This is a genomic window from Alcaligenes sp. HNGD-HTN06, from assembly GCF_049932565.1.
In the GTDB taxonomy this organism is placed as follows: Bacteria; Pseudomonadota; Gammaproteobacteria; order Burkholderiales; family Burkholderiaceae_B; genus Alcaligenes; species Alcaligenes ammonioxydans.
The window spans coordinates 2,119,237-2,142,483 of the sequence record NZ_CP187782.1 but is presented as its reverse complement, the minus strand read 5'-3'; the positions used below and the strand labels follow the sequence as shown (position 1 = coordinate 2,142,483).

Genomic DNA, 23,247 nt, shown 5'->3' with positions numbered 1-23,247 from the left:
CTTTTGCATGACTGATACACTGCTATCCTTATTGATACTTCGTAAAGAGAGGGGGGAACTTCACTATGATGACTTTACGCACACTGGCTCGAATTTTGGCGCCCGTTGGTCTGCTCGCCTTGGCTGCTTGTCAAACCGTACAAGAAAAGCCGAGTGACGCTGCCGGTACGTCCAGCGCGGCAACGCAGGCTCCCTCTACGTCAGCGCAACAAGCACCCGCTCAGGCCGGGGCCGAGCAACAGGCAGCGCCTGTGCAGATCTTTTTGGCTGATACACAGGAACAAGCAGGTTGGGCTCGCGTCGATGTGCAGCCCAATGGTGTGCTGTTCGTGAATCCACGCGCCGTTGTGGTGCGTGAGGATTTGGTGGGCGTGCAGGCCGGCACCAACGACAGCAAAGAGGGTTTGCTGGCGCTGGATCTGACGCCTGAAGCGGCTCAGCGTTTGCTGCAAGTGACGACCCAGTTCCCCAAAAAGCGTCTGGCTTTGGTCGTGGGTGACACCATGTTGGCGGCACCTGCGTATGGTTCGCCCGTTAAAGACGGCCGCCTGATTTTCATGGTAGGCACGGAAGCCAATGCGCTGGCGGCGGCTCGCGCCATAGCCGGCCCGCAGGCGACCCAAAACAACGGCAAGAAGTAAGCGCGATTGTTTGATTTGAATGCTGCTCTGGCCCTGGGTTCACCCAAGTCCGGCTGTTTGAAAAACGCGGTGGGCGCCAGCCCGCTGCTCTTGTTCCTGACAGGAAAGTCGGTATGGTGAACCCACCAGGCAGTCTTGCTTTCTACATTCTTTCTTTCCGGGTTCTGATCGCCCTGCACGGGGCGGCGCTTGTGTTCATCATGTTGATGGGCACGGGGGCGATCTCATCAGTTTTTGTTCCCGCCTTCTTACGCCTGCCCTTGTTTGTCTTTTTAATGGGGGTGGTGTCAGCCTTTCTGGCCTTGTGTTGGAGCCAGTGGACCTTGGTCTGGCACAGTTCCAGGACAGGGCGCCGTTGGGCCTGGATACCCGGATTCTGTTCTGCCTTCTTTCTGGCCCTGAGCTTGGCGCTGTTTGTGATTGGCGTCTGGGGCACCTTGGGTTTGGCCGACTTTGCCTATCAACATAGTGAATGGCTGACAGGCCAGTAAAGCGGACCGGTTTTTAGCGTACCCAATAGTGATCCGGCAGCATCCTTGAACGATGCCATGCCAGCAGGCTGGGCTTTCGCATGTCGGGTCCTGCCATCTGCTGCGTAGATTGGCGTTGTATTTTCTGCAATAGCCCCAATTCCTCCTCGCTTTTTTCAGCTTTGCGGTTTTAAAATATGCGCATTGCGTATATTTCATAAGCGAGAGCTGATATGGCCGTCTCCCAACAAGTTTTTTTGCGTGATGCAATGCGTCGCCTGAACCTGACTCGTGACGTTTTTGCGGCACGTATTGGGGTGAAGCGTCGTGCTCTTGATACCTGGCTGCTGCCGGAAGGCTCCTTGGAGTCCCGGGCCATGCCCGAAGTGGTGCAGCGCTTTGTCACGGAAATCGTGGAAAACGAAGCGTTGTTGAGCAAGTATGCGCAAAGCGCACAGTCCGGCCCCTTGCGTGATCGCATTGCCACCGGCGGCAAACATCAGCTCTTGTCTGTAGACCAGTTCACCCGTGAAACCGTGGAAGAGCTGTGCAGTCTGGCCGACATCATGCAGCCTATCGCCCGCCGTCAGAAAGTATCGCGCGTGCTGGAAGGCGCTGTGCTGGGTAACCTGTTTTTTGAAGCCTCGACTCGTACCCGCGTCAGCTTCGGCTCGGCCTTTTGCCGCCTCGGTGGTTCTGTGTGTGACACGACCGGCTTCACCTTTTCCTCCATGGCCAAAGGCGAATCCATTTACGACACCAGCCGCGTCATGAGCGGTTACGTGGACGCCATGGTGATTCGTCATCCCGAACAGGGTTCGGTTGCTGAATTTGCGCGCGCCACCAACATCCCGGTGGTGAATGGTGGTGACGGGGCGGGTGAACACCCCAGCCAGGCCTTGCTGGATTTGTATACCATCAGCACGGAGTTCTCCCGTCTGGGCAAATTGTTGGACGGCGCACATATCGCCCTGGTGGGTGACTTGAAATATGGCCGTACCGTGCATTCGCTCATCAAGCTGCTGGGCATGTACCGCGGCCTGAAATTTACATTGATTGCGCCTCCTGGCCTGGAGATGCCCGAACATATTGTCGAGCAGGTGGCCAAGCAAGGTAAGCATGTGATCGAGCAGACCAGTTCCTTGGAAAAAGGCTTGCCCGGTGTGGACGTGATTTACGCCACGCGTGTACAAAAAGAGCGGTTTGAGGAAGGGCAGGACGGCAGCTTTACGGCCGACTTTCAAGTTAACAAGGCGATTATTGATCGCTGCTGCGGCCCGGATGTGATTGTGATGCACCCGCTGCCACGCGATAGCCGCGAAGGGGCCCATGATTTGAGCGTGGATCTGAACCACGACCCTCGTCTGGCTATTTTCCGCCAGGCTGACAATGGGATTCCTGTCCGCATGGCTATCTTTGCCGTTTTGTTGGGTGTGGAAACGCTGGTGCAGCACTCGATGCGGGATGTGACCTGGAATCCTCCCTCCCACGTCGGTCCTGATGATGCGGTTTTCCACGGTATGTACTAAGTGGAGCAGGCGTCAGCGCTAAATACACATGAATAGAAAAACCGGGGCTCTGAATCAGAGCCCCGGTTTTTTGTCTTTGATAAAAGTGCTTTTTAAGTCTGCTGGGTGAGCAGGCTTAGAGCGATATGCCAGGCCGAATCGCCGCCAGGAGGCGAAGAGTCAGCCCGGCAAATCCACCTTTACTTGGACGTAGGCATGGCAAATTCCGCACCCTTGGAGATGCTTTCAGGCCAGCGCTGCATGATGGATTTCTGGCGGGTGTAAAAGCGCACGCCTTCTTCACCGTAGGCGTGCATATCGCCAAACAGGCTCTTCTTCCAGCCACCAAAGCCGTGCCAGGCCATAGGGACAGGAATAGGGACGTTGATACCAACCATGCCCACATGGATGCGGCGGCCAAATTCACGGGCCACGTTACCGTCGCTGGTAAAGCAAGCCACACCGTTGCCGAACTGGTGCTTGTTGATCAGCTCAATGGCGCTGGCCAGATCCGGTACGCGTACGCAGCACAGAACAGGGCCAAAGATCTCGTCCTGATACACGCTCATGTCGGGGGTGACGTGATCGAACAGGGTGCCGCCCATCCAGAAACCGTCCTCGCATCCTTCACCGGCTTTGGCGCCGTCAAAGTTACGGCCATCCACCAGCAGCTTGGCGCCTTCTTGTACCCCCTTGTCGATGCAGCCACGGATGCGTTCGCGCGCTTGAGGGGTCACGATGGGGCCCATTTCGGCGGCAGCATTGGTGCCGTTCAGAATCTTCAGACTGCGAGTACGTTCTTCCAGCTTGGGCAGGATGCGTTCGGCAGAGTCACCCACCAGCACGGCCACCGAGATGGCCATGCAACGCTCGCCAGCCGAGCCGTAGGCGGCGCCGATCAGGGCGTCCACGGTCAGGTCGATGTCGGCGTCAGGCATGACGACCAGGTGGTTCTTGGCGCCGCCCAGCGCCTGAACACGTTTTCCGCCCGTTGCGCCCATTTCATAAATACGATTGGCAATCGGGGTGGAACCTACAAAGGATACTGCCTGAACATCCGGGTGATTGACCAGGGCCTCAACCGCGTCTTTATCACCCTGCACCACGTTGAATACGCCGTCGGGCAGGCCGGCTTGCTTGAGCAGCTCGGCGATGAACAGGCTGGGGCTGGGGTCAATGGGACTGGGTTTGAGTACGAACGTGTTACCGGCCGCGATAGCGACAGGAAACATCCACATGGGAACCATGACGGGAAAGTTGAAGGGAGTGATGCCCGCCACGACTCCCAGAGGCTGGCGCAGGGTCCAGTTATCGATATTGGTGCTGACCTGTTCGGTGAAATCACCTTTGAGCAGTTGGGGGATACCGCAAGCAAATTCCACAATCTCAATGCCTCGGGTGAGCTCGCCCATAGCATCGGATAAGACCTTGCCGTGCTCAGCAGTGATCATGGCAGCCAGTTTTTCCTTGTTCTCATTGAGCAAGGCCAAAAAATTGAACAACACACGGGCGCGGCGCAGCGGCGGCGTGTCGGCCCAGGCTGGGAAAGCGGCCTGGGCACTGGCCACGGCGTTGTCGATATCCTGCTGGTTACCCAGTTTGACCTTGGCGCTGACCTGGCCGGTAGCCGGGTTGTATACCGCTTGAGTGCGTGTGCCGGCGCCAGCGTGCTGGCCACCTCCGATGTAGTGAGCAATTTCGGGGGTGTTTAACTCTGTCATGGTGATGCTCCTGCTGGGATGAATGGAAACAAGGGGCGGCAAGTTCGTCAGGTGACTTGCCGCCAGAGTACCAGTTATCTAGTGAGACACGGCGGCAATGCCGACGGCGGTTTCAGCCCGGACCTGCTGGGCGTCAAACCCGGCGCGGTCCTGGCTGGCGCGGCGGCTGCTGTCCAGCTTCGATACCAGGTAGATCATGAAAAATGCCAAAGGCATGGAAATCAGGGTGGGGAAGTCGTAAGGAAATACGGCTTCGGAAAAGCCTAGAATGCGCACCCAGACGGCGGGCGAGAGAATCACCAGCCCCAGGGCCACAAGCAGGCCGCTTAAACCGCCATAAATGACGCCGCGAGTCGTCACCCCGCGCCAGTACATGGACATCAGCAAGACCGGGAAATTGGCCGAGGCCGCGATACTGAAAGCCAGGGCAACCAGGAAGGCGACATTCTGATCGCGGAACAACAGTCCCAGGAAAATGGCGACAAGGCCAATGCCAATGGAAGCCAGACGATTGACGCGCATGGCCTGGGAGGGGGTGACCTCGTCACGACGGATCACCTTGGCGTACAAGTCATGCGCAATGGCCGAGGCACCGGCCAGGGTCAAGCCACTGACCACGGCCAGAATCGTGGCAAAGGAGACCGCGGCCAGCAAACCGAACAGGAGGTTGCCGCCCAGGGCCGTAGCCAGATGCATGATAGGCATGTTCGAGCCGCCCAGCACCATGCCGCCCACCTTGCCGTCCACGTAGAATTCGGGGTGATTCGGCAGGATGGCCATGGCAGCCAGGCCCAGAAAACAGATCACCACAAAGAACACACCCATCAGGCCAGTCGCCACAAAGACGGATTTGCGAGCGGCTCGCGCATCGGGCACGGTGAAAAAGCGCATCATGATGTGCGGCAGACCGGCAATGCCAAACACCAGCGAGACGGCCAGTGACAGGCCGGAGAAGGGATCGGCCATGAGTTTCCAGGGGCCTTTCATGGCAGTACCAGCCTGGTGATGGTCGGCCGCAGCGCTGACCAGAGCGGAAAAGTCGAAGTTGAAGTAATACAGGGCCAGGGCCGCCATCAGAAAGCCATTACCCATCATCAGGACGGCCTTGATGATTTGTACCCAGGTGGTAGCCACCATGCCGCCAACGACCACATATACCATCATCAGCAGACCCACCGCTACCACGGCATAGGTGTAATCAATACCAAAAAGCAGTTGTACCAGTTGCCCGGCACCGACCATTTGGACGATCAGGTAAAACAGCACGACGGTCAGCGAGCTGATGGCGGTAAAGATGCGGGTGCTGCGTTCATCCAGACGGTACGAGACAATATCGCTCAGGGTGTAGCGGCCCAGGTTGCGCAAACGCTCGGCAATCAAAAACATGATGATCGGCCAGCCCATAAAGGCGCAGACGGCGTACAGCAAGGAGTCAAAGCCGTTGGTAAACGCCAGGGACGAAATGCCCAGCAGGGTCGCTGCGGACATATAGTCACCCACAATGGCCAGACCGTTTTGTGTGCCGGTAATGCCTCCGCCCGCCGTGTAAAAGTCCGAGCTGGAGCGCGTGCGCGACGATGCCCAGTACGTGATGCCCAAGGTCACCACGACAAAGGCCCCAAAGATCAAAATGGCTTGAGTATTCATGGGTTCACCTTGGCCAGTACGCGCTCGCACAAGGGGTCAAAGCGGGTGTTGGCGATGTGGATATACACGCCAGTCAATAACCAGGACACAACAATCAGTCCTATTCCGTACACCATGCCTGCGTTGACGGCTCCTCCACCGCCCAGGTCATGGGTCAACACAGTCGGCCAGAAAATGGCCATCACAATAAACAGGCCCGTCAGTCCCAGGCAGATGCCGGCGCAGGCAAATGCCAGACGCCGACGCTGCGACTTGAGTTGTTCATATTCCTGTAGTCCGGACAGTGCCCGGCTTAACTCTTGATGCGACAGCATGGTTTTGTCTCCGTATTGTTGTGATTACTGCCCATGTCCGCCTGGCCGATGTTATTTGCTCGGCTTCACTTTATGAGCTTTCTTGTTAACGAACTCGCCCAGGCGCTCTTGTACGTCCCGCCCGGTCTGTACGACCGCTGCCATCAAGCCCTCGGCAAAGAGACCATCGGTGGCAGACATATCGGCAATGCGGCTGATCGAGCTGACGATGGCGTAGTTCGATAAGAGGGCATTGCCCGCAATGCGCTGGGCCAGTTCCAGGCTCAGCTCATAGGCTGTTTTGGGATTGGCTTCGTTGTTGCACACGTAATGCGCCAGCCCCAGACGCTCTCCTTCCACGGCATCGAGCACACGACCTGTCAGCATCAGTTCGATCATGCGGTTCGGAGAGATGATTTTTGCCGTTCGCACGGTGGCACCACCGCCAGTAAAGATGCCGCGTGTACCCTCGGGCAGGGCAAAAAAGGTACTGCTGTCGGCAACGCGGATGTGCGCGGCACTGGCCAGTTCCAGCCCACCTCCGACCACTGCGCCTTGCAGGCAGGCAATGACGGGAATGCCGCCGTGCTCAATCTTGTCAAAGGCCCGGTGCCAGCTTTGGCAGACACGCAGAAAGTCCACCGCGCTCCGTTCTTTATCGTGGTGCTCTTTCAGGTCCAGGCCTGCGCAAAAGTGATCGCCTTCGGCCTTCATCAGAATTACCCGGATATGCTCGGGAATATTGGAAAAGTAGGCGTCAATTTCAGCGATGGCCTCTTCATCCAGGGCATTGCGCTTGTGCGCTTTGTTCAGCGTGACAATTCCGATGTTGTCCAACTCGGTGGTGAGCAGGAAAGGGGCGGCCATAAAAAACTCCTTGTGTTACGTAAATGCGAGGGCAGTGGTGCAAGTCAGCGGGGATCGGTTTGATCGGTCAGCATCTTGCGCAGCGCCATTTTTTGAATTTTTCCAGTTGCTGTCATGGGCATCTGGTCGATGAAAATGACTTTGTCGGGTACGGACCAGCGGGTGACGCGATCCTGGTAGCGCTTGAGCAGGTGGATCTCGTCCAGCTCAGCGCCTTCGCGGGGCACTACGAACAGGACTGGTCGTTCGCCCCATTTGTCGTCGGCCTGGGCGATACAGGCAGCCAGCTCAACCAAGGGTTCTTCCATGGCGATGTTTTCGATCTCGATCGAAGAGATCCATTCGCCACCGGACTTGATCACATCCTTGCTACGGTCGGTAATGTAGACATAGCCGTCGGCGTCGATGGAGCCTACGTCGCCAGTGCGGAACCAGCCGTTTTCGCTGGCCAGATCGGGCTTGCCGTAATAGCGGTCCATGATCCAGTTGCCCTGGATCAGCAGGTGGCCGCTGCTCTTGCCGTCGCGTGGCAAGGTATTGCCTTGGTCGTCAACGGTCTTCAGGCGTGCACCGAACAGGGCACGGCCTTGAGAGGCTAGAACGTGCTGTTTCTGCGCCTCGGGCAAGGTGCGGTGCTTGGGCAGTAGTTGGCAGACGGTGCCCAGCGGCGAGGTCTCAGTCATGCCCCAGGCATGGCGTACCGTAATGCCGTATTGAGCCCAGCTGGCAATCATATTGGGCGGGCAGGCCGAACCGCCAATCAAAATGCGACTCAAGGTGCTAAATGTCTTGCCTTGAGCGTTGGCGTAATCCAGCACGGTTTTCCAGATGGTGGGTACACCAGCGGACAGCGTCACGCCGGCGCGCTCACACAGGGAATAAATGCGCTCACCTTGCAGATTGGCGCCAGGCAGTACCAGTTTGGCGCCGGACATCAGCGCAGAGTAGGGCAGGCCCCAGGCATTGACGTGAAACATGGGCACCAGCGGCATGACAGCGTCGGCGCTGGCAATGCACAGCGCATTGGGGTGCGCTGAGGCATAGGCATGCAAAAGGGTGGAACGATGGGAATAGAGCGCGCCCTTGGGGTCGCCGGTGGTGCCGGAGGTGTAGCACAGGCCGCTGGCGGTGTGCTCGTCAAAGACCGGCCATTCAAAGCCCGTCGTATCGTTGCCCAGCCAATCTTCATACTGGTCGGCCAGGTCACCTTGTGCCTTGCTACCCATGCGTACCCAGTGTCGGACGCTGGGACACTGGGTGCGCAGATCGCTGACCAGGTCCTCAAAATGTTCGTCATAAAACATCACCGCGTCTTGGGCATCATTGATGATGAAGGCAATTTGCTCGCGCGTCAGGCGGGGGTTGACGGTATGGCAGACCAGACCGATACCCGAGGTGGCATAGTAAATTTCCAGGTGACGATAGGTGTTCCATGCTAATGTCGCCACGCGCTCGCCCGCTTGTACCCCATGCTGTCGCAGTCCCTGGGCCAAATCCTGAACCCGCTGGGCAAAGTCAAAATAGCGGTAGCGATGCAGCTCGCCATTGTCCAGGGCGGTGACGATTTCCTGCTCCGGGTTATTCTCTACGGCATGGGTGAGAATTGAACTGATGAGCAAGGGCATGTGCATCATATTTCCAGTGCCTAACATGGTGATGTCTCCTTGTATTATGACTATCAGCATAGGATGGTTTCGCCCCTTGCCCAATAGCGAATACTGCCGTTGAATATGCAAAAAGTGACAATCTTTGAAGGGTCATGGAAAGATGAATGCTTTGCCCGGCACGCTACCGGTTCCTGTCGATGCTGCGCACACTGCCACGGTGGCGCTGGATCTGGTGCAGGACTGGTTTCACAGTTTGCGCACCAGCTATTCGGAACAGGTGCTGGATCATTGCCTGAAGCAGTCAGGCATCGTGAAGGATTTTATTGATCGCCCTGGCGCTCGTCTGACGCGGGATCAACTGGTGCGCTTGTATCAGGTCAGCGCCCGTAAAACAGGCGATGAGATGATGGGGTTCTGGACCCGGCCTATACGGGCGGGAGCCTTGAAATACATCGTGCGCACGGTGCGGGATGCGCCGTCCATCAATGTGGCTTTGTACCGCTTTACCCAGTTCTGGAACCTGTTGCTGGACGATTTCAGCCTGAATCTGATCCGCACCGATACAGACCTGGGTATTGAGCTGGTGCCCCGCTATGGGGATGCCTGTGTGCATCGTTTCGGACATGCCCTGATGCTTAAGCTCACGCACGGCATCGTGTCCTGGCTGATGGGGCGTGAGGTGCCCGTGCAACAAGTGGCTTTTGCGTTTGCGCGGCCAGCGTTCGCGGCGGATTACTCCGTCTTGTTTCCTGCTTCAGTGAGTTTTGATGTGCCGTGCTCGCACATTGTGTTTGGCGCGGAACTCGGTCAGGTGCGTCCGCAGCGCACTCAGGTGGAGGCCAGGGCCTTTCTGGAGCGGGCCCCGCGCGACTGGATTTTCACCTCGTATCATGAGCATGCCCTGCGATTGAAAGTACGGGAGATTTTGCACACCGATCTGGGTTTGACCCTGCAGGACGTGTCGGGGAAACTGCATATTTCGGCGCGTACCCTGATCCGCAGACTCCAGGAAGAAGGTCTGTCCTTTCAAGGGATTAAGGATGAATTGCGCCGGGATCTGGCGATTTTCAAATTGCTGCGCAAAGATATGTCGCTGGCTGAAATTGCGTATGCATTGAAGTTCAGTTCGCCAGCGACCTTTCACCGGGCTTTCCGTCATTGGACGGGGATGACGCCCGGTGTGTATCGTGCCGCTCAGCAGGAGCTAAGCTGAAGTGGGGGCCAGCAGTCCAGGAAGGACGTGGGCTTACTTGCGTTCACCGCCCAGCACCTCGACCAGGTCGCTGATCATTTTAGCCAGTTCGGACGTCATCAGCGTCATGTCCGCATCGAAGATTTCTTCGTCGTTGACGGCAGTCACATCCTGCTTTTCCGTCAGGATATCGAGCGGTGCGACACGTTTGATGTCCAGCGCGTCGGTCAGTACAAAGCTGATGCGATCCGCCCAGGTCATGGCCAGTCGGGTGCATTGCTTGCCCGCTTCGACGTGCTTGCGCACTTCGTCGATATCGGCACTTTGCTTGACGTAGCGCACGGCCGCACCGCTATCGCCCGTCGAACGTAGCTCGGTGTCCTGGTCAATGGTGAAATTGGCCAGCTGTTCTTCTTCCACCAGCCAGGAGGTCATGGCGGCGCCGGGGGATTGTTCGGTGTAAAGCGGCTGCACAGGGAACGGTTCCACGCTTTTGGCCAGCAGCCCCAGCACTTCATCACTTTTAGCCGTAGCCGCCGCATCAATGGCCAGCCAGTGGTTGCGGGTGTCCAGCCAGACCCGGGTGTCGCGCGAGACCGCAAAAGCACGCGGCATCAGATCTACGATGACCTGTTCCTTGATTTCCTTCATCTGCTTGCGGCCGGGCTTGTAGCCTTGCTGCTCCTCAATATCACGCGCCTTCTCGCGCGCGACCTGATTGATGACTGTGGTGGGCAGCAGTTTCTTTTCGGCGCGCAGGGCGATCAGATACTGACCGTTGACCTCATGCACCAGGGCATTGTTTTCACGGGGACTAACCCAGCCCAGGCTCAAGGGTTCCTGGCTGGAGCCTGGCGTAAAGCTGTGTTTGGCCAGAGCTTCTTCCAGCTCTGCGGCGGAACATGTCCAGTCGGGGGAGAGGCGATAGATGCGTAGATTCTTAAACCACATGGAGACGAAGATAAATAAACGTAGAAAAGGAGCGGGCATACAGCCCGAGGCAATGTTCGATTGTACGCGCAGATGTTCTTGTGCCGCCCGGCCATTTACGCACCCTTGCATTTGCCAGTCCATCTGGCCTTTTTGCGACACGCCAGGCTATCCGCCTGCAGACAGGGCTAACGATTGATATCGTTATGGCGCGTCTCTCGCACAAAAGGCGCACCAATGGCGACGGTGAGCAGGCACACCAGAATCGGGTACCACAGGCCGTCATAAATATTGCCGGTAAGCGCAATCAGGGCAAAAGACAGGGTCGGTAAGAAGCCGCCGAACCAGCCGTTGCCGATGTGATAGGGCAGACTCATGGAGGTGTAGCGGATACGAATCGGGAACATCTCCACCAGCATGGCGGCGATAGGGCCGTAGACTGCCGTGACCAGCGCTACCAGATAAGTCAGCAAGACCACCAGCATGAGCTTGTTAACCTGTTCGGGATCGGCCCTGTCCGGGTATCCGTACTGACGCATGGTGTCGGTCAGTTCGTTTTTCAGCTCCTGCGAGTGCCGGGCAAAATCGGCCCGGCTCAGATGCCCACCCTCAAAGCCATCAATCACATGATCGCCAATTCGGACCTGGGCCACCTGGCCGGGGGCGCCCTTGACGTTGTTGTAGCTGACCGCATGGCTGGCCATATACGACTTCACAATGTCGCAAGAACTGGTGAAGGTATGGCTGCCCACTGGATTGAACTGGAAGGAGCAACGGGTCGGATCGGTGATGACCGTAACCGGGGCGTTGCGTTGGGCCTGCACCAGAGCAGGGTTGGCAAAATAAGCCAGCCCTTGAAACACGGGGTAGTAGGTGAGTGCAGCCAGCAGACAGCCCGTCAGAATAATGGGTTTGCGTCCGACCTGATCGGATAGCCAGCCAAAAAAGATGAACAGGGGAGTGGCCAGCAAGAGGGAGATGACCATCAGGGTTTGTGCCAGCGTGGCCTGCAGTCCCAGCATTTGCGTAATGAAGAACAAAGCGTAGAACTGCCCCGTATACCAGACCACGCCCTGGCCTGCCGTCAGCCCGAACAAGGCCAGCAGAGCGATGCGCAGATTGGCCCAACGGCCAAAGGACTCGGTAATGGGCGAGGTCGACAACGTGCCTTCTTCCTTGATGTGCTGAAAGGCGGGCGACTCTTTCAGGTTCATCCGTATCCACACGGAAATGGCCAGCAGCAGCACGGAAATCAAAAATGGAATACGCCAGCCCCAGACGACAAAAGCTTCTTCGCCGACCAGACTGCGTATGCCCATGATGACCAGCAGCGACAGCAATAAACCGACTGAAGCCGTGGTCTGAATCCAGCTGGTATAAAAGCCGCGCCGGTGCTGGGGAGCGTACTCGGCCACATAGGTTGCAGCGCCGCCGTACTCACCTCCCATGGCCAGACCCTGCAGTAGACGAAGGACGATCAGCATGATGGGGGCGGCGATCCCGATAGCCTCATAGCTGGGTAGGACGCCCACCAAAAAAGTGGACAGGCCCATCAGTAAAATGGTGATCAGAAAAGTGTACTTTCGTCCGACACGATCGCCGATGCGGCCAAAGATCAGGGCGCCAAAGGGGCGCACTGCAAAGCCCGCCGCAAAAGCCAGCAAGGCAAAGATAAAGCCGGCCGTCGGGTTGACGGCAGAAAAAAAGTGCTGGGCCAAAATGGCCGCCATGGAGCCATACAGATAGAAGTCGTACCACTCGAACATGGTCCCCAGGGCCGAGGCAAAAATAACCTTGCGTCCCTGGGTGTCGAGTTTGTTCTTGGTTTTGGGGGAGGCGACACTGGTGATTGTCTGGGGCATGCGTTCAGGCTCTCCAAGGCAAAGACAGTGGGAAACTGACACGCAAGCGCAGGCCACTGGGTTGGCCTCCCGTCAGTGGCATGAAGTCGATGGAGGCGCCATGAATGTCAGCAATCTCCCGCACGATGGCCAAGCCCAGACCACTGCCGTCGGCCTGGTTGCCCATGATGCGATAAAACCGGTCAAAGATTCGTGACTGATGCTCCGCGGGAATACCGGGCCCATTGTCTTCAATCTCCAGCCAGCCTTTGCCGGCTGCCTGACCCGTACGCAGGGTGATCCAGCCACCGGCCGGTGTGTAGATCAGGGCGTTGTCCAGCAGATTGTTGATCAGCTCGTCAAGTAACACCGGATCGGCCTGCAAAAGGATGGCCTTGGGGTGGTTTTCCAAGCCGAGGTCCAGCCCTAGACTCAGGGCGTCCGGCACCCGTTGGCCTACATGCAGTTCAGTCAAGGTGTTCAGGTCCAGGCTCTGCTTGGTGGGGGCATAAAGGGCATCGCTGCTTTCGGCGCGCGCCAGCGCCAGCATTTGCGTGACCAGCCGCGTGGCGCGCTCTGTGCCGCGGACCAGCTGTTGCAGGCTGGCTTCCGTTTGTTGGGGGTCACGCTCTCGCAGGGCCAGTTCGGCTTGTGTGCGTATGCCCGCCAGAGGAGTTTTCAACTGATGGGCTGCGTTGGCAACAAACTGTCGTTGAGTGGCGGAGAACTGGGCCTGCTGAGCCAAAAGACCGTTCATGGCATCGATCAGCGGCACAATTTCGGCCGGAGCCTGTTCCTGGTCCACAGGCGACAGGTCGCCCGGCGCCCGGGCTCGCAGGCGCGCCTGCAGCAGGTTCAGGGGCTCCAGCCCATGCGTCAGCCCCAGTCCAGCCAGCATGGCTGCCAGCGGCACAAGAATGAATTGCGGAGTCAGCATTCCGATCAGGATTTCCCGGTGTAGCACCGCTCTATGTTCATTCGTTTCAGCGGCAACCGCCAGAAAAGGCGTGTTGTTTTTGTCCTTGCCCCCCCAGACATAGGCCAGACGCAGACTCTGATCGTCCAGAACCACATCCCGGTAACGCAGCAGGTCGGTGTCATAGCTCCAGCTGTCGGGAACTGGCAAATGGGCATTGCCGGCCAACGGGGCTCCATTGGCATCGCGGATTTGCCAGAGGGTGGGCGTGGGACTTTCCTGCCGCAAAATGGTTTGCGCGCCGTGCGACAGCTCAATAGGCTGGTTCAGGTCCTGGCGGCTGATTTCCACCCGCAGCAGGTCCAGATGATCGCGCAAGGTGCGGTCATAGGGCGAGTTAGCAATATGCTGGGCGATGAAATAGGTAATGACAATGCCCACGGTCCACAGCAGAAACAAGGGCCCGAAAATCCAGATCATGATCTTGTGGATGAGCGGACGTGGCGCCCCGCGCCTTTTTCGAGCGGGCGCGACAGTGGCACGTGATGGGGGCGACGCGGGCTGCATGGACGATCCCTTCGCTTAGGCTGGAGCGTCTTCTCGCAGTTTTTCCGGTTCCAGACAGTATCCCAGGCCCCGCACAGTCAAGATGCGCACGCCGCTGGGCTCCAGCTTTTTGCGCAGGCGGTGAATGTAGACCTCAATGGCATTAGGGGTGACTTCCTCCCCCCACTCACAGAGCAGATCCACGAACTGGTTCTTGCTGATCATGCGCCCGCTGCGCGACAGGAAAATCTCCAGCAAACTGGTTTCGCGGGCTGACAGCTCCAGGGGTTGATTGTCAATATACGCCATACGGCCCTTCAGGTCGAAGCTCAGCCGTTTGTGATGCAGCAAGGCGCTGCTGGTGCCGGTACTGCGCCGCGTCAGGGCGCGTACCCGCGCTTCCAGCTCCGTCAGGGCAAAGGGCTTGGACATATAGTCGTCTGCGCCCAGGTCCAGGCCGCGCACGCGCTGCTCCACCGTGTCGCTGGCAGTCAGTATCAGCACGGGAAGCGTGTCCTGCCGCTGGCGGATGGACTGCAATACGGACAGGCCAGGCTTTTTGGGCAAGTCCAGGTCCAGAATCAACAGGTCAAAACTTTGAAGCTGCAAGGCCGAGTCGGCGCTATCGCCATCGTGCACGACATCGACCGCATAGCCTTCGTAGCGTAAGGAGCGAGAAAGTCCATCCGCGAGAATACTGTCGTCTTCAGCTATGAGTATGCGCATGACCCTACACAAACAAATGATTGAATGGCTGGCTGGCATTGTGGCACAAGGCTGTCAGGCCGGTCAGTAGGGGATAACGAGGCTGCAGGCCTAATTTATTTGAATATCTGTGTATATATACAGTATAATTTGATGCAATAATGAGGTTTGAATTTTAATTGTCGTGCCCGTCCGTTGGGGCGCCATTCCACAGTCAAGGATTTTTCATGGACGATAAAAACAGCAAAGCAGTGGCCTCGGAACGTTCCAAGGCGTTGGCCGCCGCTCTGTCGCAAATCGAAAAGCAGTTCGGCAAGGGTTCGATCATGCGCTATGGCGACGACACCGTCGAGCACGACATCCAGGTGGTTTCCACGGGCTCGCTGGGTTTGGACATTGCTTTGGGCGTTGGTGGTCTGCCTCGTGGTCGCGTTATCGAGATTTATGGGCCGGAGTCCTCGGGTAAGACCACCTTGACCTTGCAAGTGATTGCCGAAATGCAAAAGCTCAAGGGAACGTGCGCGTTTATTGACGCTGAGCACGCGCTGGATGTGCAGTATGCTCAAAAGCTGGGCGTTAATCTGGCTGATCTGCTGATCTCTCAGCCCGACACGGGTGAGCAGGCCCTGGAAATTACCGAAGCCCTGGTACGTTCGGGCTCGGTGGACCTGATTGTCATAGACTCGGTCGCGGCGCTGACCCCCAAGGCTGAAATCGAAGGCGATATGGGCGATTCCCTCCCTGGTCTGCAAGCCCGCCTGATGAGTCAGGCCCTGCGCAAGTTGACCGCCACCATCAAGCGTGCCAATTGTACGGTTATCTTCATTAATCAGATCCGCATGAAGATCGGTGTCATGTTCGGCAACCCCGAAACCACCACGGGCGGTAACGCATTGAAGTTTTACTCGTCCGTGCGTCTGGATATTCGTCGCATCGGCTCGATCAAGCGCGGTGACGAAATGGTGGGTAACGAAACCCGCGTTAAAGTGGTCAAGAACAAGGTCGCGCCTCCGTTCAAACAGACCGAGTTCGACATCATGTACGGTAGCGGTATTTCGCGTGAAGGCGAGATTATCGATCTGGGCGTACAAGCTGGTGTGGTCGACAAGGCGGGCGCCTGGTACAGCTACGACGGCAACCGGATTGGCCAGGGCAAGGACAATGTTCGGGAATTCCTGAAAGAGCGTCCGGAGCTGGCGCGTGAAATCGAAAACAAGGTTCGCGAGAAACTGGGCGTAGCCTTGATGAGCACCACGGTCAGCCGTGCCGAAGCTGCGCCTGTTGCTGACGCGCCCGAGGGTGATCGTTGATCTCTCCTCCTGAGTTCGATGAGGAACCCTTTGAGACCGATCCGGAAGAAATCCGGGAACGGAAGCAGGCTCAAAGGGAGCGTATCGCTGCGCTTTCTGCCCGATCTACAAACTCGGGCAGAAATGGCGAGCCTGCCAGCGTTGGCGATGATGCGTCGGCTGTAGAAAAGAAAGCGACCTCCAAACGGGCGGGGCTTTCGCTTAAGGCCAGAGCCTTGAATTTTCTGTCCAGACGTGAGTATTCACGTTTGGAGTTGGGCCGGCGCTTGGCGCCCCATGCTGATAGTGCAGAAGAAGTGGAAGCCCTGCTTGACGCACTGGTCGAGCAAAAGTGGCTGTCTGACGAACGTTTTGCGCACAGCGTCGTCAATCGTCGCGCCTCGCGGGTGGGCACCCGGGTCATTTTGCAAGAGCTTCGCCAGCATGGCGTCGATGTGCATCAGACTGAAATTATTAAAGAAGAATTGATGGCAACTGAACTGGAGCGTGCCAAACAGGTGTGGGGCAAGAAGTTCAGCGCCCCCCCGGATGACCCTCGCAGTTACGCAAAGCAGTATCGTTTCATGGCCAGCCGTGGCTTTTCGGGTCGTATCTTGCAGCAGATCCTGGGCGACTGGGAAGACGATCTAGCCTGAGCAAGCTGACTCTTTTGCGTTGCTCGCGCACTTGGTGATTGCGGGGCGCAGTTGCCGGTAATCCGATCCATTTGCCTACGTTGAACCCTCTCGGCTTGGGGCATGTCTGACTGCCGCCCCTTGCCTGAATTTTCAATCTGACCCGCGGGGTTTATCCTTTTGCCGCAAGGAGTCAATGAGTCACGCTTGAGCAGCCACAATCCCTTGCAGGCTTTTAAAGCAGGTCGCGCGTGCCTGTGCCAGGAAGGCTTGCACATAGTTCGCTTGCACATCTTCACTTCTGACGCTTGCGTAAAGCGTTCGCCACACACCATGCTCCCCCAGGCGACAGGTGCGAATTGAGGCCGGGTTCAAGAACTCCGTCAAGGCCCAATTGGGCAGAGCCGCCACTCCGCGCTGACTGGCCACCAATTGCACGATCATAGGGGTTAGTTCGGCTTGCCGAAGCGCAGCAGGCTCTACATCGGCTGGTGTCAGAAATTGCGTAAAAATATCGAGACGGTGGCGCTCTACCGGATAGGTAATCAGAACTTGATCTGCCAGTTGAGACGGTTCTATATAGCGATATTGCGACAAGGGGTGCTGTCTGGAAACCGCTAGAACCAGCTCGTAGCGGAAAAGAGGCTCGTAATGCACAGCCGGATCGGCCTGAGGATCTGATGTAATCACCACGTCCAGGTCCCCGCGCATCAAGGCGGGCAAGGGGGCAAAAGAAAAAGCTGCGCTCAAATCCAGTGTGACATCGGGCCACTCTTGTCTGAAGGCATCCAATGCCGGCATCAACCATTGAAAGCAGGAGTGGCAGTCGATGGCGACATGCAGGCGCCCCGTTTGCCCGGCGGCAAGACGCTGCAGGTCACGCTCGGTAGCGCGTACACGCGGCAAGATGTCATCAGCCAACATCAGGATACGCAAGGCGGCCGTGGTCAGACGGGCGGGGCGGGTGCGACGGTTCAGCAGTGGCACGTGCAGTCGGGACTCCAGATCGCGTAACTGGTGCGAGAGAGCAGACTGGGTGACATTCAGGCGCTCGGCGGCCTCTTGCAAGCTTCCGCTGTCACGGATGGCGCTTAGGGTTTCCAGGTGACGGATTTCAAGCATGTTGAGAAAAACTCATATTCCACACAGCGTATCTGATTTTCTTACTAATTATACAGAGGCAATGATTCGCTCCTGCTTGATAAGGGCATCTCTATTGATGCACAGCGTGTTGATGATGACAGTTGTTCATGATCTGGGTGTGGGTGCCCCAGCATCGGGCTAGGGCAGGCTTGGGAACCACTTTAGTCGGCCAAGCCGAGCGGAAGCGTTCAGGTTCCGCGCTCCCCAGCGGGGAAACGGAAATGCCTGGTTGCACTGGACAGGGGGGGTAAAACGGCACACCTGACCAAGTTCACAGGAACGGTGAGGCAGGGTGGATGGGCTTGTCCGGCAAAGGGTCGTTTTTTTCATGCGAATTTGGTATACCGTAGGATGCACCGCGCATGAAACCTGCGTTTGGCCCGCCTGGAATGCGCTTACAGATTATGTAAGTGGCTGATACGGAACATACGAGGTGCGTTATACTTGATCAGTTTCAATCTTGCCGCCTCGTTCATATCAATGCCTTTGCCTCCGCCGTCCGTTGCCCGTGAACCATTGCATACGCGTACCATCACGGTACAGTCGTTCGCACGGGAAGATGGCCTTTGGGATCTGGAGGCGTCGTTGCTGGATATCAAGTCCTATGACTTTCCCATCCGTAACGGTCAGACCCACAAGGCGGGCGATCCTGTTCACCTGATGCATCTGCGTGTCACCATCGACAGCAGCTTTGCCATTGTGGATGCCGTGGCGGTCTATGACGCAGCTCCCTACCAGGACAACTGTTCGTCCATTTCAGATGCCTATCGCAAATTGGTCGGTCTGAATTTGCTCAAGCAATTTCGTCAGGGTGTCAAAGAGCGTTTCGGACGCTCGGCAGGCTGTACGCACATGAGCGAGTTGGCGCTGGTCCTGCCCACCGCAGCCGTGCAGACCATGGCCGGTCGGCGTCGCAGTAGCGGGGAATCAGAAATTTATCGTACCGACAAGCAGCCTTTCCATCTGGATGGCTGCCATGCCTTGCGCTTGAGCGGTCCCGTGGTTGAGGAGTTTTACCCCGTCTGGTATCGACCCAAAGTGACGGATGGGGTGGAGTAGTTTTTTGTTTTAGTCAGGTTTCAGGCTCAGGCCTGGAGTTCCTGCCTTCTTTTTTTATTGTGTTTTTAGACTGACAGGTATCACATGAAAATTCACGAATATCAGGGCAAAGCACTGCTTAAGCAGTTTGGCGTTGCCGTGCCACGCGGAATTCCTGCCTTCTCCGTCGATGAAGCGGTTGCAGCTGCGCAGGAGCTGGGTGGCTCTGTGTGGGTTGTCAAAGCCCAGATTCACGCCGGTGGCCGTGGCAAGGGCGGTGGCGTCAAACTGGCTCGTTCGATTGACGAAGTGCGTCAACTGGCCTCGGAAATCCTGGGCATGCAGCTGATCACTCACCAGACCGGTCCTGAAGGCCAGAAGGTGGGTCGCCTGCTGATCGAGGAAGGCGCGGACATCAAGAAAGAGTACTACGTCGGTATCGTGACCGACCGTGCTACCCAGCGTGTAGCCGTGATGGCATCCAGCGAAGGCGGCATGGAAATTGAAGAAGTGGCCGAGCGCAACCCCGACGCCATTCTGAAAGAGTTCGTGGACCCTGCTGTCGGTTTGACCAATGAGCAGGCTACCAAGCTGGCCCGCGGTATTGGCGTGCCTGACGCTTCGATCGACAAGGCGGTTGCCGAATTCCAGAAGCTGTACAAGTGCTACACCGAAACGGACGCGGAACTGGCTGAGATCAACCCTCTGATCCTGACCGGCTCGGGCGACATCATTGCGTTGGACGCCAAGTTCAACTTCGATAGCAACGCTTTGTTCCGTCACCCCGATATCGTGGCGTTCCGTGATCTGGCTGAAGAAGATCCTGCTGAGGTTGAAGCCAGCAAATACGATCTGGCCTACATCCAGCTGGACGGCAATATCGGCTGCCTGGTCAACGGCGCCGGTCTGGCCATGGCGACCATGGACACCATCAAGCTGTTTGGCGGCGAGCCTGCCAACTTCCTGGACGTGGGCGGTGGCGCTACGGCCGAAAAAGTTACTGAAGCCTTCAAGATCATGTTGGCCAACAAGGGCGTCAAAGCCATTCTGGTTAACATCTTCGGCGGCATCATGCGCTGCGACGTGATCGCTGAAGGCGTAATCGCTGCGTGCAAGGCCGTCAACCTGAACGTGCCTCTGGTGGTACGCATGAAGGGTACCAACGAAGAGCTGGGCAAGAAGATGCTGGCCGATTCCGGTCTGCCCATCATCAGTGCTGACACCATGGCCGAAGCGGCGACTGCTGTTGTCGCTGCCGCCAAGTAAGAAAAGGTTGAGGATTAGCAAATGTCGATTCTGATCAATAAAGACACCAAAGTCATCACGCAAGGGATCACCGGCAAGACCGGCCAGTTCCACACCCGCATGTGCCGTGAATACGGTAACGGCATGGAAGCCTTTGTGGCTGGCGTGAACCCCAAGCGTGCTGGCGAGGATTTCGAAGGCGTACCTATCTACGCCTCCGTGTCCGACGCCAAGGCTGAAACTGGCGCGACTGTGTCGGTTATTTACGTTCCACCTGCAGGCGCTGCAGCAGCTATCTGGGAAGCGGTTGAAGCTGACCTGGATCTGGTTATCTGCATTACCGAAGGCATCCCTGTTCGCGACATGCTGGAAGTTCGCAACCGCATGCGCGCTGAAAACCGCAAAACGTTGCTGTTGGGCCCGAACTGCCCCGGTCTGATCACTCCTGATGAGATCAAGATCGGTATCATGCCCGGCCACATTCACCGCAAGGGCCGCATCGGTGTGGTTAGCCGCTCCGGCACGCTGACCTACGAAGCTGTTGCTCAAGTCACTGAACTGGGCCTGGGTCAATCCTCGGCTGTGGGTATCGGTGGCGATCCAATCAACGGCCTGAAGCACATCGATGTGCTCAAGATGTTCAACGACGATCCTGATACCGATGCCGTTATCATGATTGGCGAGATCGGCGGTCCAGACGAAGTCAACGCGGCTTTGTGGGCCAAAGACAACATGACCAAGCCTGTGGTTGGCTTTATCGCTGGTGTGACAGCGCCTCCCGGAAAACGCATGGGTCACGCGGGTGCCCTGATCTCCGGTGGTGCCGACACGGCCGACGCCAAGCTGGAAGTGATGGAAGCTTGCGGTATTCGTACCACACGCAACCCATCCGAAATGGGCAAGTTGCTCAAATCGGTGCTGTAAACAAGTAGTACGGGGGCCCGCCAAGGCGGGCTCCTTGTCCGGCTACCTGGCAGTCCGACACGATTGGCCAGCCGGTTTCGTCAAGAAAAACACCACAACCCGGCGCATTCCTTCCCGAATCTGGCCAGCCTGTTCATGCTGAATTGAATGACGTAAAAAGAAGCCCCCTGCGACACTGGCGCTCAGCCTTGTGCGTGATGGGGCATTGTTGTCTTGGGACAGCCCGGCGACAGAAAAAGAAGAAGTGTCCAGCGGCTGGAAAGAGAGTTCATCTTTAGCGACACGGGAACACCATGATCGAATTTCTCCAGACCCTGCATTGGGGTTCATTGTTTCAGATTGTACTGATTGATATTTTGCTGGGCGGTGATAATGCCGTCGTGATCGCGCTGGCCTGTCGTAACCTGCCCAAGCAGCAGCGCATGCAGGGAATCTTGTGGGGGACGGTAGGGGCGATTATATTGCGCGTCGTCCTGATCTTTTTTGCGTTGACCCTGCTGGATCTGCCTTTCCTGAAGTTGGTGGGCGGCGTGTTGCTCTTGTGGATCGGTATCAAGCTCTTGCTGCCCGATGATGACGAGCATGGCAATATTCAAGGCGGTGGCACTGTTTGGGCTGCCGTCAAAACCATCATCATCGCGGACTTCGTGATGAGTCTGGACAATGTGATTGCCATTGCCGGGGCGGCGCAGAATGCGCATTTGGACCACCAGTTGGGCTATGTGATTTTTGGCTTGCTGCTCAGCGTTCCCATTATTGTCTGGGGCAGTACCCTGGTGCTCAAGCTGATCGACCGCTTTCCTGTCGTGGTGACCCTGGGCGGCGCCTTGTTGGGCTGGATTGCCGGTGGCATGCTGGTCACGGACAAGATTGTGGAAAATCAATTTGGCCTCCAGCCACAGCCTGTTAAACTCGGGGTCGAGATTGTTTGTGCCTTATTAGTGGTGGCGCTGGGCAAATGGCTGGCGCGCCGTAAAGGTTCTACCAAGGAAACATAGTTCTATGGCAATTTTTAAATCCTCTGACGCCAAAGGTCAGGAAAGCGGCCTGTCCCTGCTACAGGGCTTAGGAATCCTGGCCATTATCGGTATTGTTGCAGCCGCCATCGTGCGCTACTTTGCTGCATGACCGCTGTGGTTTCTACTCCAGAAGAATTGGTCATTGCCACGCGTGCCAGTCAACTGGCCTTGTGGCAAGCCATGCATGTGCGCGACCGTTTGCAAACGCTGTATCCGCAGTGCAAGGTGTCCTTGTTGGAAATGACAACACGTGGTGATCAGATCCTGGATCGCACCTTGTCCAAAGTGGGCGGCAAGGGCTTGTTTGTCAAAGAACTGGAAACGGCCTTGCTGGATGGCCGTGCTCACCTGGCCGTGCACTCCCTGAAGGATGTGCCGGTGGTATTGCCCGAGTCCTTTGATCTGCCCATCATCATGGAACGGGACGATCCACGCGATGCTTTTGTTTCCAATACGTATCCCAATCTTGCGGCTTTACCTGCTGGTGCCATCGTAGGCACCTCCAGCTTGCGCCGCGAGTCCCAGATTCGTGAGCGTTATCCACATCTGGACATTCGCCCCTTGCGTGGCAATGTTCAGACACGTTTGTCCAAGCTGGATCGGGGCGATTACGACGCCATCATTCTGGCGTCGGCCGGTTTGCGCCGTCTGGAACTGGCCGAGCGTATCCGCGATTACATTTCCATTGAAGACAGCCTGCCGGCCGCTGGGCAGGGCGCCCTGGGTATCGAGATTCTGAAAACTCGCAGCGATGTGGCCCAATGGCTGGCGCCCTTGGCGCATTCCACCAGCCATGTGTGCGCGCTGGCTGAACGTGCTGTATCCCGCGCTTTGGGTGGTTCCTGTCAGGTTCCTTTGGCTGCGTATGCCACGCTGGATGGCGACGAACTGACTCTGAGTGGCCTGGTGGCCGAGCCGGATGGTTCCACGGTTTACCGCGCGCAGATTCATGGTCCAGCTAACAATGCGGAAGAACTGGGACTGTCGCTGGCCGAGGATCTGAAACGACAAGGTGCTCAAGCCATTCTGGATCGCTTGCTGACGGAGCAGCCTGCAGAGGGCGAGTAAAG

The 23,247-nt window shown here is 57.2% G+C and carries 22 protein-coding genes; 12 read left to right on the top strand and 10 right to left on the bottom strand.

The window, feature by feature from the left end:
* Positions 1-65 precede the first annotated feature (65 nt).
* The 3 genes from ACOZ42_RS09735 (at position 66) to ACOZ42_RS09725 (ending at position 2,640) form a co-directional block, all read left to right on the top strand.
* Positions 66-641 (top strand): hypothetical protein, encoded by a 576-nt coding sequence (locus ACOZ42_RS09735; RefSeq protein WP_059317545.1) that lies wholly within the window; start codon positions 66-68, stop codon positions 639-641.
* Between the two features lie 113 nt (positions 642-754).
* Positions 755-1,132, top strand: a complete 378-nt coding sequence (locus tag ACOZ42_RS09730; RefSeq protein WP_003799494.1) for a hypothetical protein — start codon at positions 755-757, stop codon at positions 1,130-1,132.
* A gap of 212 nt (positions 1,133-1,344) precedes the next feature.
* A complete protein-coding gene (locus ACOZ42_RS09725) occupies positions 1,345-2,640 on the top strand; it encodes an aspartate carbamoyltransferase (protein ID WP_003799495.1) in 1,296 nt (431 codons plus the stop codon).
* Between the two features lie 179 nt (positions 2,641-2,819).
* Here ACOZ42_RS09725 and ACOZ42_RS09720 read toward each other — a convergent pair whose 3' ends face one another.
* The 5 genes from ACOZ42_RS09720 to ACOZ42_RS09700 form a co-directional block, all read right to left on the bottom strand.
* Positions 2,820-4,340 (bottom strand): CoA-acylating methylmalonate-semialdehyde dehydrogenase, encoded by a 1,521-nt coding sequence (locus ACOZ42_RS09720; RefSeq protein ID WP_003799498.1) that lies wholly within the window; start codon positions 4,338-4,340, stop codon positions 2,820-2,822.
* 78 nt (positions 4,341-4,418) lie between these two features.
* Complete coding sequence (gene actP, locus ACOZ42_RS09715) at positions 4,419-5,987, bottom strand: cation/acetate symporter ActP (protein ID WP_003799500.1); 1,569 nt, start codon at positions 5,985-5,987, stop codon at positions 4,419-4,421.
* Positions 5,984-6,301 carry a DUF485 domain-containing protein gene (locus tag ACOZ42_RS09710; protein WP_003799502.1) on the bottom strand — a complete coding sequence of 106 codons (318 nt, stop codon included), beginning with the start codon at positions 6,299-6,301 and terminating at the stop codon, positions 5,984-5,986. The genes actP and ACOZ42_RS09710 overlap by 4 nt, the downstream gene beginning before the upstream one ends.
* Positions 6,302-6,352: 51 nt before the next feature.
* Positions 6,353-7,147 (bottom strand): crotonase/enoyl-CoA hydratase family protein, encoded by a 795-nt coding sequence (locus ACOZ42_RS09705; RefSeq protein ID WP_003799503.1) that lies wholly within the window; start codon positions 7,145-7,147, stop codon positions 6,353-6,355.
* Positions 7,148-7,191: 44 nt separating this feature from the next.
* Positions 7,192-8,799 (bottom strand): long-chain-fatty-acid--CoA ligase, encoded by a 1,608-nt coding sequence (locus ACOZ42_RS09700; protein WP_003799505.1) that lies wholly within the window; start codon positions 8,797-8,799, stop codon positions 7,192-7,194.
* Between the two features lie 115 nt (positions 8,800-8,914).
* On the opposite strand from ACOZ42_RS09700, the gene ACOZ42_RS09695 reads away from it, so the two are divergent.
* Complete coding sequence (locus ACOZ42_RS09695) at positions 8,915-9,967, top strand: helix-turn-helix domain-containing protein (protein WP_003799507.1); 1,053 nt, start codon at positions 8,915-8,917, stop codon at positions 9,965-9,967.
* Between the two features lie 33 nt (positions 9,968-10,000).
* On the opposite strand, the gene ACOZ42_RS09690 is transcribed toward ACOZ42_RS09695, so the two are convergent.
* From ACOZ42_RS09690 to ACOZ42_RS09675, 4 genes are all read right to left on the bottom strand, one after another.
* Entirely contained in the window at positions 10,001-10,897 is an 897-nt protein-coding gene (locus ACOZ42_RS09690) for a recombination-associated protein RdgC (RefSeq protein ID WP_003799509.1), read from the bottom strand.
* 167 nt (positions 10,898-11,064) lie between these two features.
* Positions 11,065-12,738: an MFS transporter gene (locus tag ACOZ42_RS09685; RefSeq protein ID WP_059317549.1), complete on the bottom strand. Its 1,674-nt coding sequence runs from the start codon at positions 12,736-12,738 to the stop codon at positions 11,065-11,067.
* A gap of 4 nt (positions 12,739-12,742) precedes the next feature.
* Positions 12,743-14,113, bottom strand: a complete 1,371-nt coding sequence (locus tag ACOZ42_RS09680) for a sensor histidine kinase (protein WP_003799514.1) — start codon at positions 14,111-14,113, stop codon at positions 12,743-12,745.
* A 102-nt stretch (positions 14,114-14,215) separates the two neighbouring features.
* Entirely contained in the window at positions 14,216-14,905 is a 690-nt protein-coding gene (locus ACOZ42_RS09675) for a response regulator transcription factor (protein WP_003799515.1), read from the bottom strand.
* A 206-nt stretch (positions 14,906-15,111) separates the two neighbouring features.
* On the opposite strand from ACOZ42_RS09675, the gene recA reads away from it, so the two are divergent.
* On the top strand, positions 15,112-16,194 hold the full coding sequence (recA, locus tag ACOZ42_RS09670) for a recombinase RecA (protein ID WP_426345079.1): 1,083 nt from the start codon (positions 15,112-15,114) through the stop codon (positions 16,192-16,194).
* Positions 16,191-16,829 carry a recombination regulator RecX gene (recX, locus tag ACOZ42_RS09665; RefSeq protein WP_235587613.1) on the top strand — a complete coding sequence of 213 codons (639 nt, stop codon included), beginning with the start codon at positions 16,191-16,193 and terminating at the stop codon, positions 16,827-16,829. Before recA ends, recX begins: the two co-directional genes overlap by 4 nt.
* A 180-nt stretch (positions 16,830-17,009) precedes the next feature.
* Here recX and ACOZ42_RS09660 read toward each other — a convergent pair whose 3' ends face one another.
* Entirely contained in the window at positions 17,010-17,930 is a 921-nt protein-coding gene (locus ACOZ42_RS09660) for a LysR family transcriptional regulator (RefSeq protein ID WP_003799522.1), read from the bottom strand.
* A 501-nt stretch (positions 17,931-18,431) separates the two neighbouring features.
* Between ACOZ42_RS09660 and ACOZ42_RS09655 the strand changes: the two genes are divergently transcribed.
* The 6 genes from ACOZ42_RS09655 (at position 18,432) to hemC (ending at position 23,245) form a co-directional block, all read left to right on the top strand.
* Positions 18,432-19,010, top strand: a complete 579-nt coding sequence (locus ACOZ42_RS09655) for a DUF2889 domain-containing protein (protein WP_039942913.1) — start codon at positions 18,432-18,434, stop codon at positions 19,008-19,010.
* 84 nt (positions 19,011-19,094) lie between these two features.
* Entirely contained in the window at positions 19,095-20,255 is a 1,161-nt protein-coding gene (gene sucC / locus ACOZ42_RS09650) for an ADP-forming succinate--CoA ligase subunit beta (protein WP_003799526.1), read from the top strand.
* A 21-nt stretch (positions 20,256-20,276) separates the two neighbouring features.
* Positions 20,277-21,158, top strand: coding sequence for a succinate--CoA ligase subunit alpha (gene sucD / locus ACOZ42_RS09645; RefSeq protein WP_003799528.1), 882 nt, complete (start codon positions 20,277-20,279; stop codon positions 21,156-21,158).
* A gap of 293 nt (positions 21,159-21,451) precedes the next feature.
* Entirely contained in the window at positions 21,452-22,156 is a 705-nt protein-coding gene (locus tag ACOZ42_RS09640; protein ID WP_003799530.1) for a TerC family protein, read from the top strand.
* Between the two features lie 4 nt (positions 22,157-22,160).
* Positions 22,161-22,286, top strand: coding sequence for a hypothetical protein (locus ACOZ42_RS09635; RefSeq protein ID WP_003799533.1), 126 nt, complete (start codon positions 22,161-22,163; stop codon positions 22,284-22,286).
* Positions 22,283-23,245 (top strand): hydroxymethylbilane synthase, encoded by a 963-nt coding sequence (gene hemC / locus ACOZ42_RS09630; protein WP_003799535.1) that lies wholly within the window; start codon positions 22,283-22,285, stop codon positions 23,243-23,245. Before ACOZ42_RS09635 ends, hemC begins: the two co-directional genes overlap by 4 nt.
* Positions 23,246-23,247 lie beyond the last annotated feature (2 nt).

Bases quoted from the DNA above. Each gene is read 5' to 3' on its own strand.
- ACOZ42_RS09735 (WP_059317545.1), top strand. From the start codon at position 66: ATGATGACTTTACGCACACTGGCTCGAATTTTGGCGCCCGTTGGTCTG.
- ACOZ42_RS09730 (WP_003799494.1), top strand. From the start codon at position 755: ATGGTGAACCCACCAGGCAGTCTTGCTTTCTACATTCTTTCTTTCCGG.
- ACOZ42_RS09725 (WP_003799495.1), top strand. From the start codon at position 1,345: ATGGCCGTCTCCCAACAAGTTTTTTTGCGTGATGCAATGCGTCGCCTG.
- ACOZ42_RS09720 (WP_003799498.1), bottom strand. From the start codon at position 4,340: ATGACAGAGTTAAACACCCCCGAAATTGCTCACTACATCGGAGGTGGC.
- actP (WP_003799500.1), bottom strand. From the start codon at position 5,987: ATGAATACTCAAGCCATTTTGATCTTTGGGGCCTTTGTCGTGGTGACC.
- ACOZ42_RS09710 (WP_003799502.1), bottom strand. From the start codon at position 6,301: ATGCTGTCGCATCAAGAGTTAAGCCGGGCACTGTCCGGACTACAGGAA.
- ACOZ42_RS09705 (WP_003799503.1), bottom strand. From the start codon at position 7,147: ATGGCCGCCCCTTTCCTGCTCACCACCGAGTTGGACAACATCGGAATT.
- ACOZ42_RS09700 (WP_003799505.1), bottom strand. From the start codon at position 8,799: ATGTTAGGCACTGGAAATATGATGCACATGCCCTTGCTCATCAGTTCA.
- ACOZ42_RS09695 (WP_003799507.1), top strand. From the start codon at position 8,915: ATGAATGCTTTGCCCGGCACGCTACCGGTTCCTGTCGATGCTGCGCAC.
- ACOZ42_RS09690 (WP_003799509.1), bottom strand. From the start codon at position 10,897: ATGTGGTTTAAGAATCTACGCATCTATCGCCTCTCCCCCGACTGGACA.
- ACOZ42_RS09685 (WP_059317549.1), bottom strand. From the start codon at position 12,738: ATGCCCCAGACAATCACCAGTGTCGCCTCCCCCAAAACCAAGAACAAA.
- ACOZ42_RS09680 (WP_003799514.1), bottom strand. From the start codon at position 14,113: ATGATCTGGATTTTCGGGCCCTTGTTTCTGCTGTGGACCGTGGGCATT.
- ACOZ42_RS09675 (WP_003799515.1), bottom strand. From the start codon at position 14,905: ATGCGCATACTCATAGCTGAAGACGACAGTATTCTCGCGGATGGACTT.
- recA (WP_426345079.1), top strand. From the start codon at position 15,112: ATGGACGATAAAAACAGCAAAGCAGTGGCCTCGGAACGTTCCAAGGCG.
- ACOZ42_RS09660 (WP_003799522.1), bottom strand. From the start codon at position 17,930: ATGCTTGAAATCCGTCACCTGGAAACCCTAAGCGCCATCCGTGACAGC.
- ACOZ42_RS09655 (WP_039942913.1), top strand. From the start codon at position 18,432: ATGCCTTTGCCTCCGCCGTCCGTTGCCCGTGAACCATTGCATACGCGT.
- sucC (WP_003799526.1), top strand. From the start codon at position 19,095: ATGAAAATTCACGAATATCAGGGCAAAGCACTGCTTAAGCAGTTTGGC.
- sucD (WP_003799528.1), top strand. From the start codon at position 20,277: ATGTCGATTCTGATCAATAAAGACACCAAAGTCATCACGCAAGGGATC.
- ACOZ42_RS09640 (WP_003799530.1), top strand. From the start codon at position 21,452: ATGATCGAATTTCTCCAGACCCTGCATTGGGGTTCATTGTTTCAGATT.
- ACOZ42_RS09635 (WP_003799533.1), top strand. From the start codon at position 22,161: ATGGCAATTTTTAAATCCTCTGACGCCAAAGGTCAGGAAAGCGGCCTG.
- hemC (WP_003799535.1), top strand. From the start codon at position 22,283: ATGACCGCTGTGGTTTCTACTCCAGAAGAATTGGTCATTGCCACGCGT.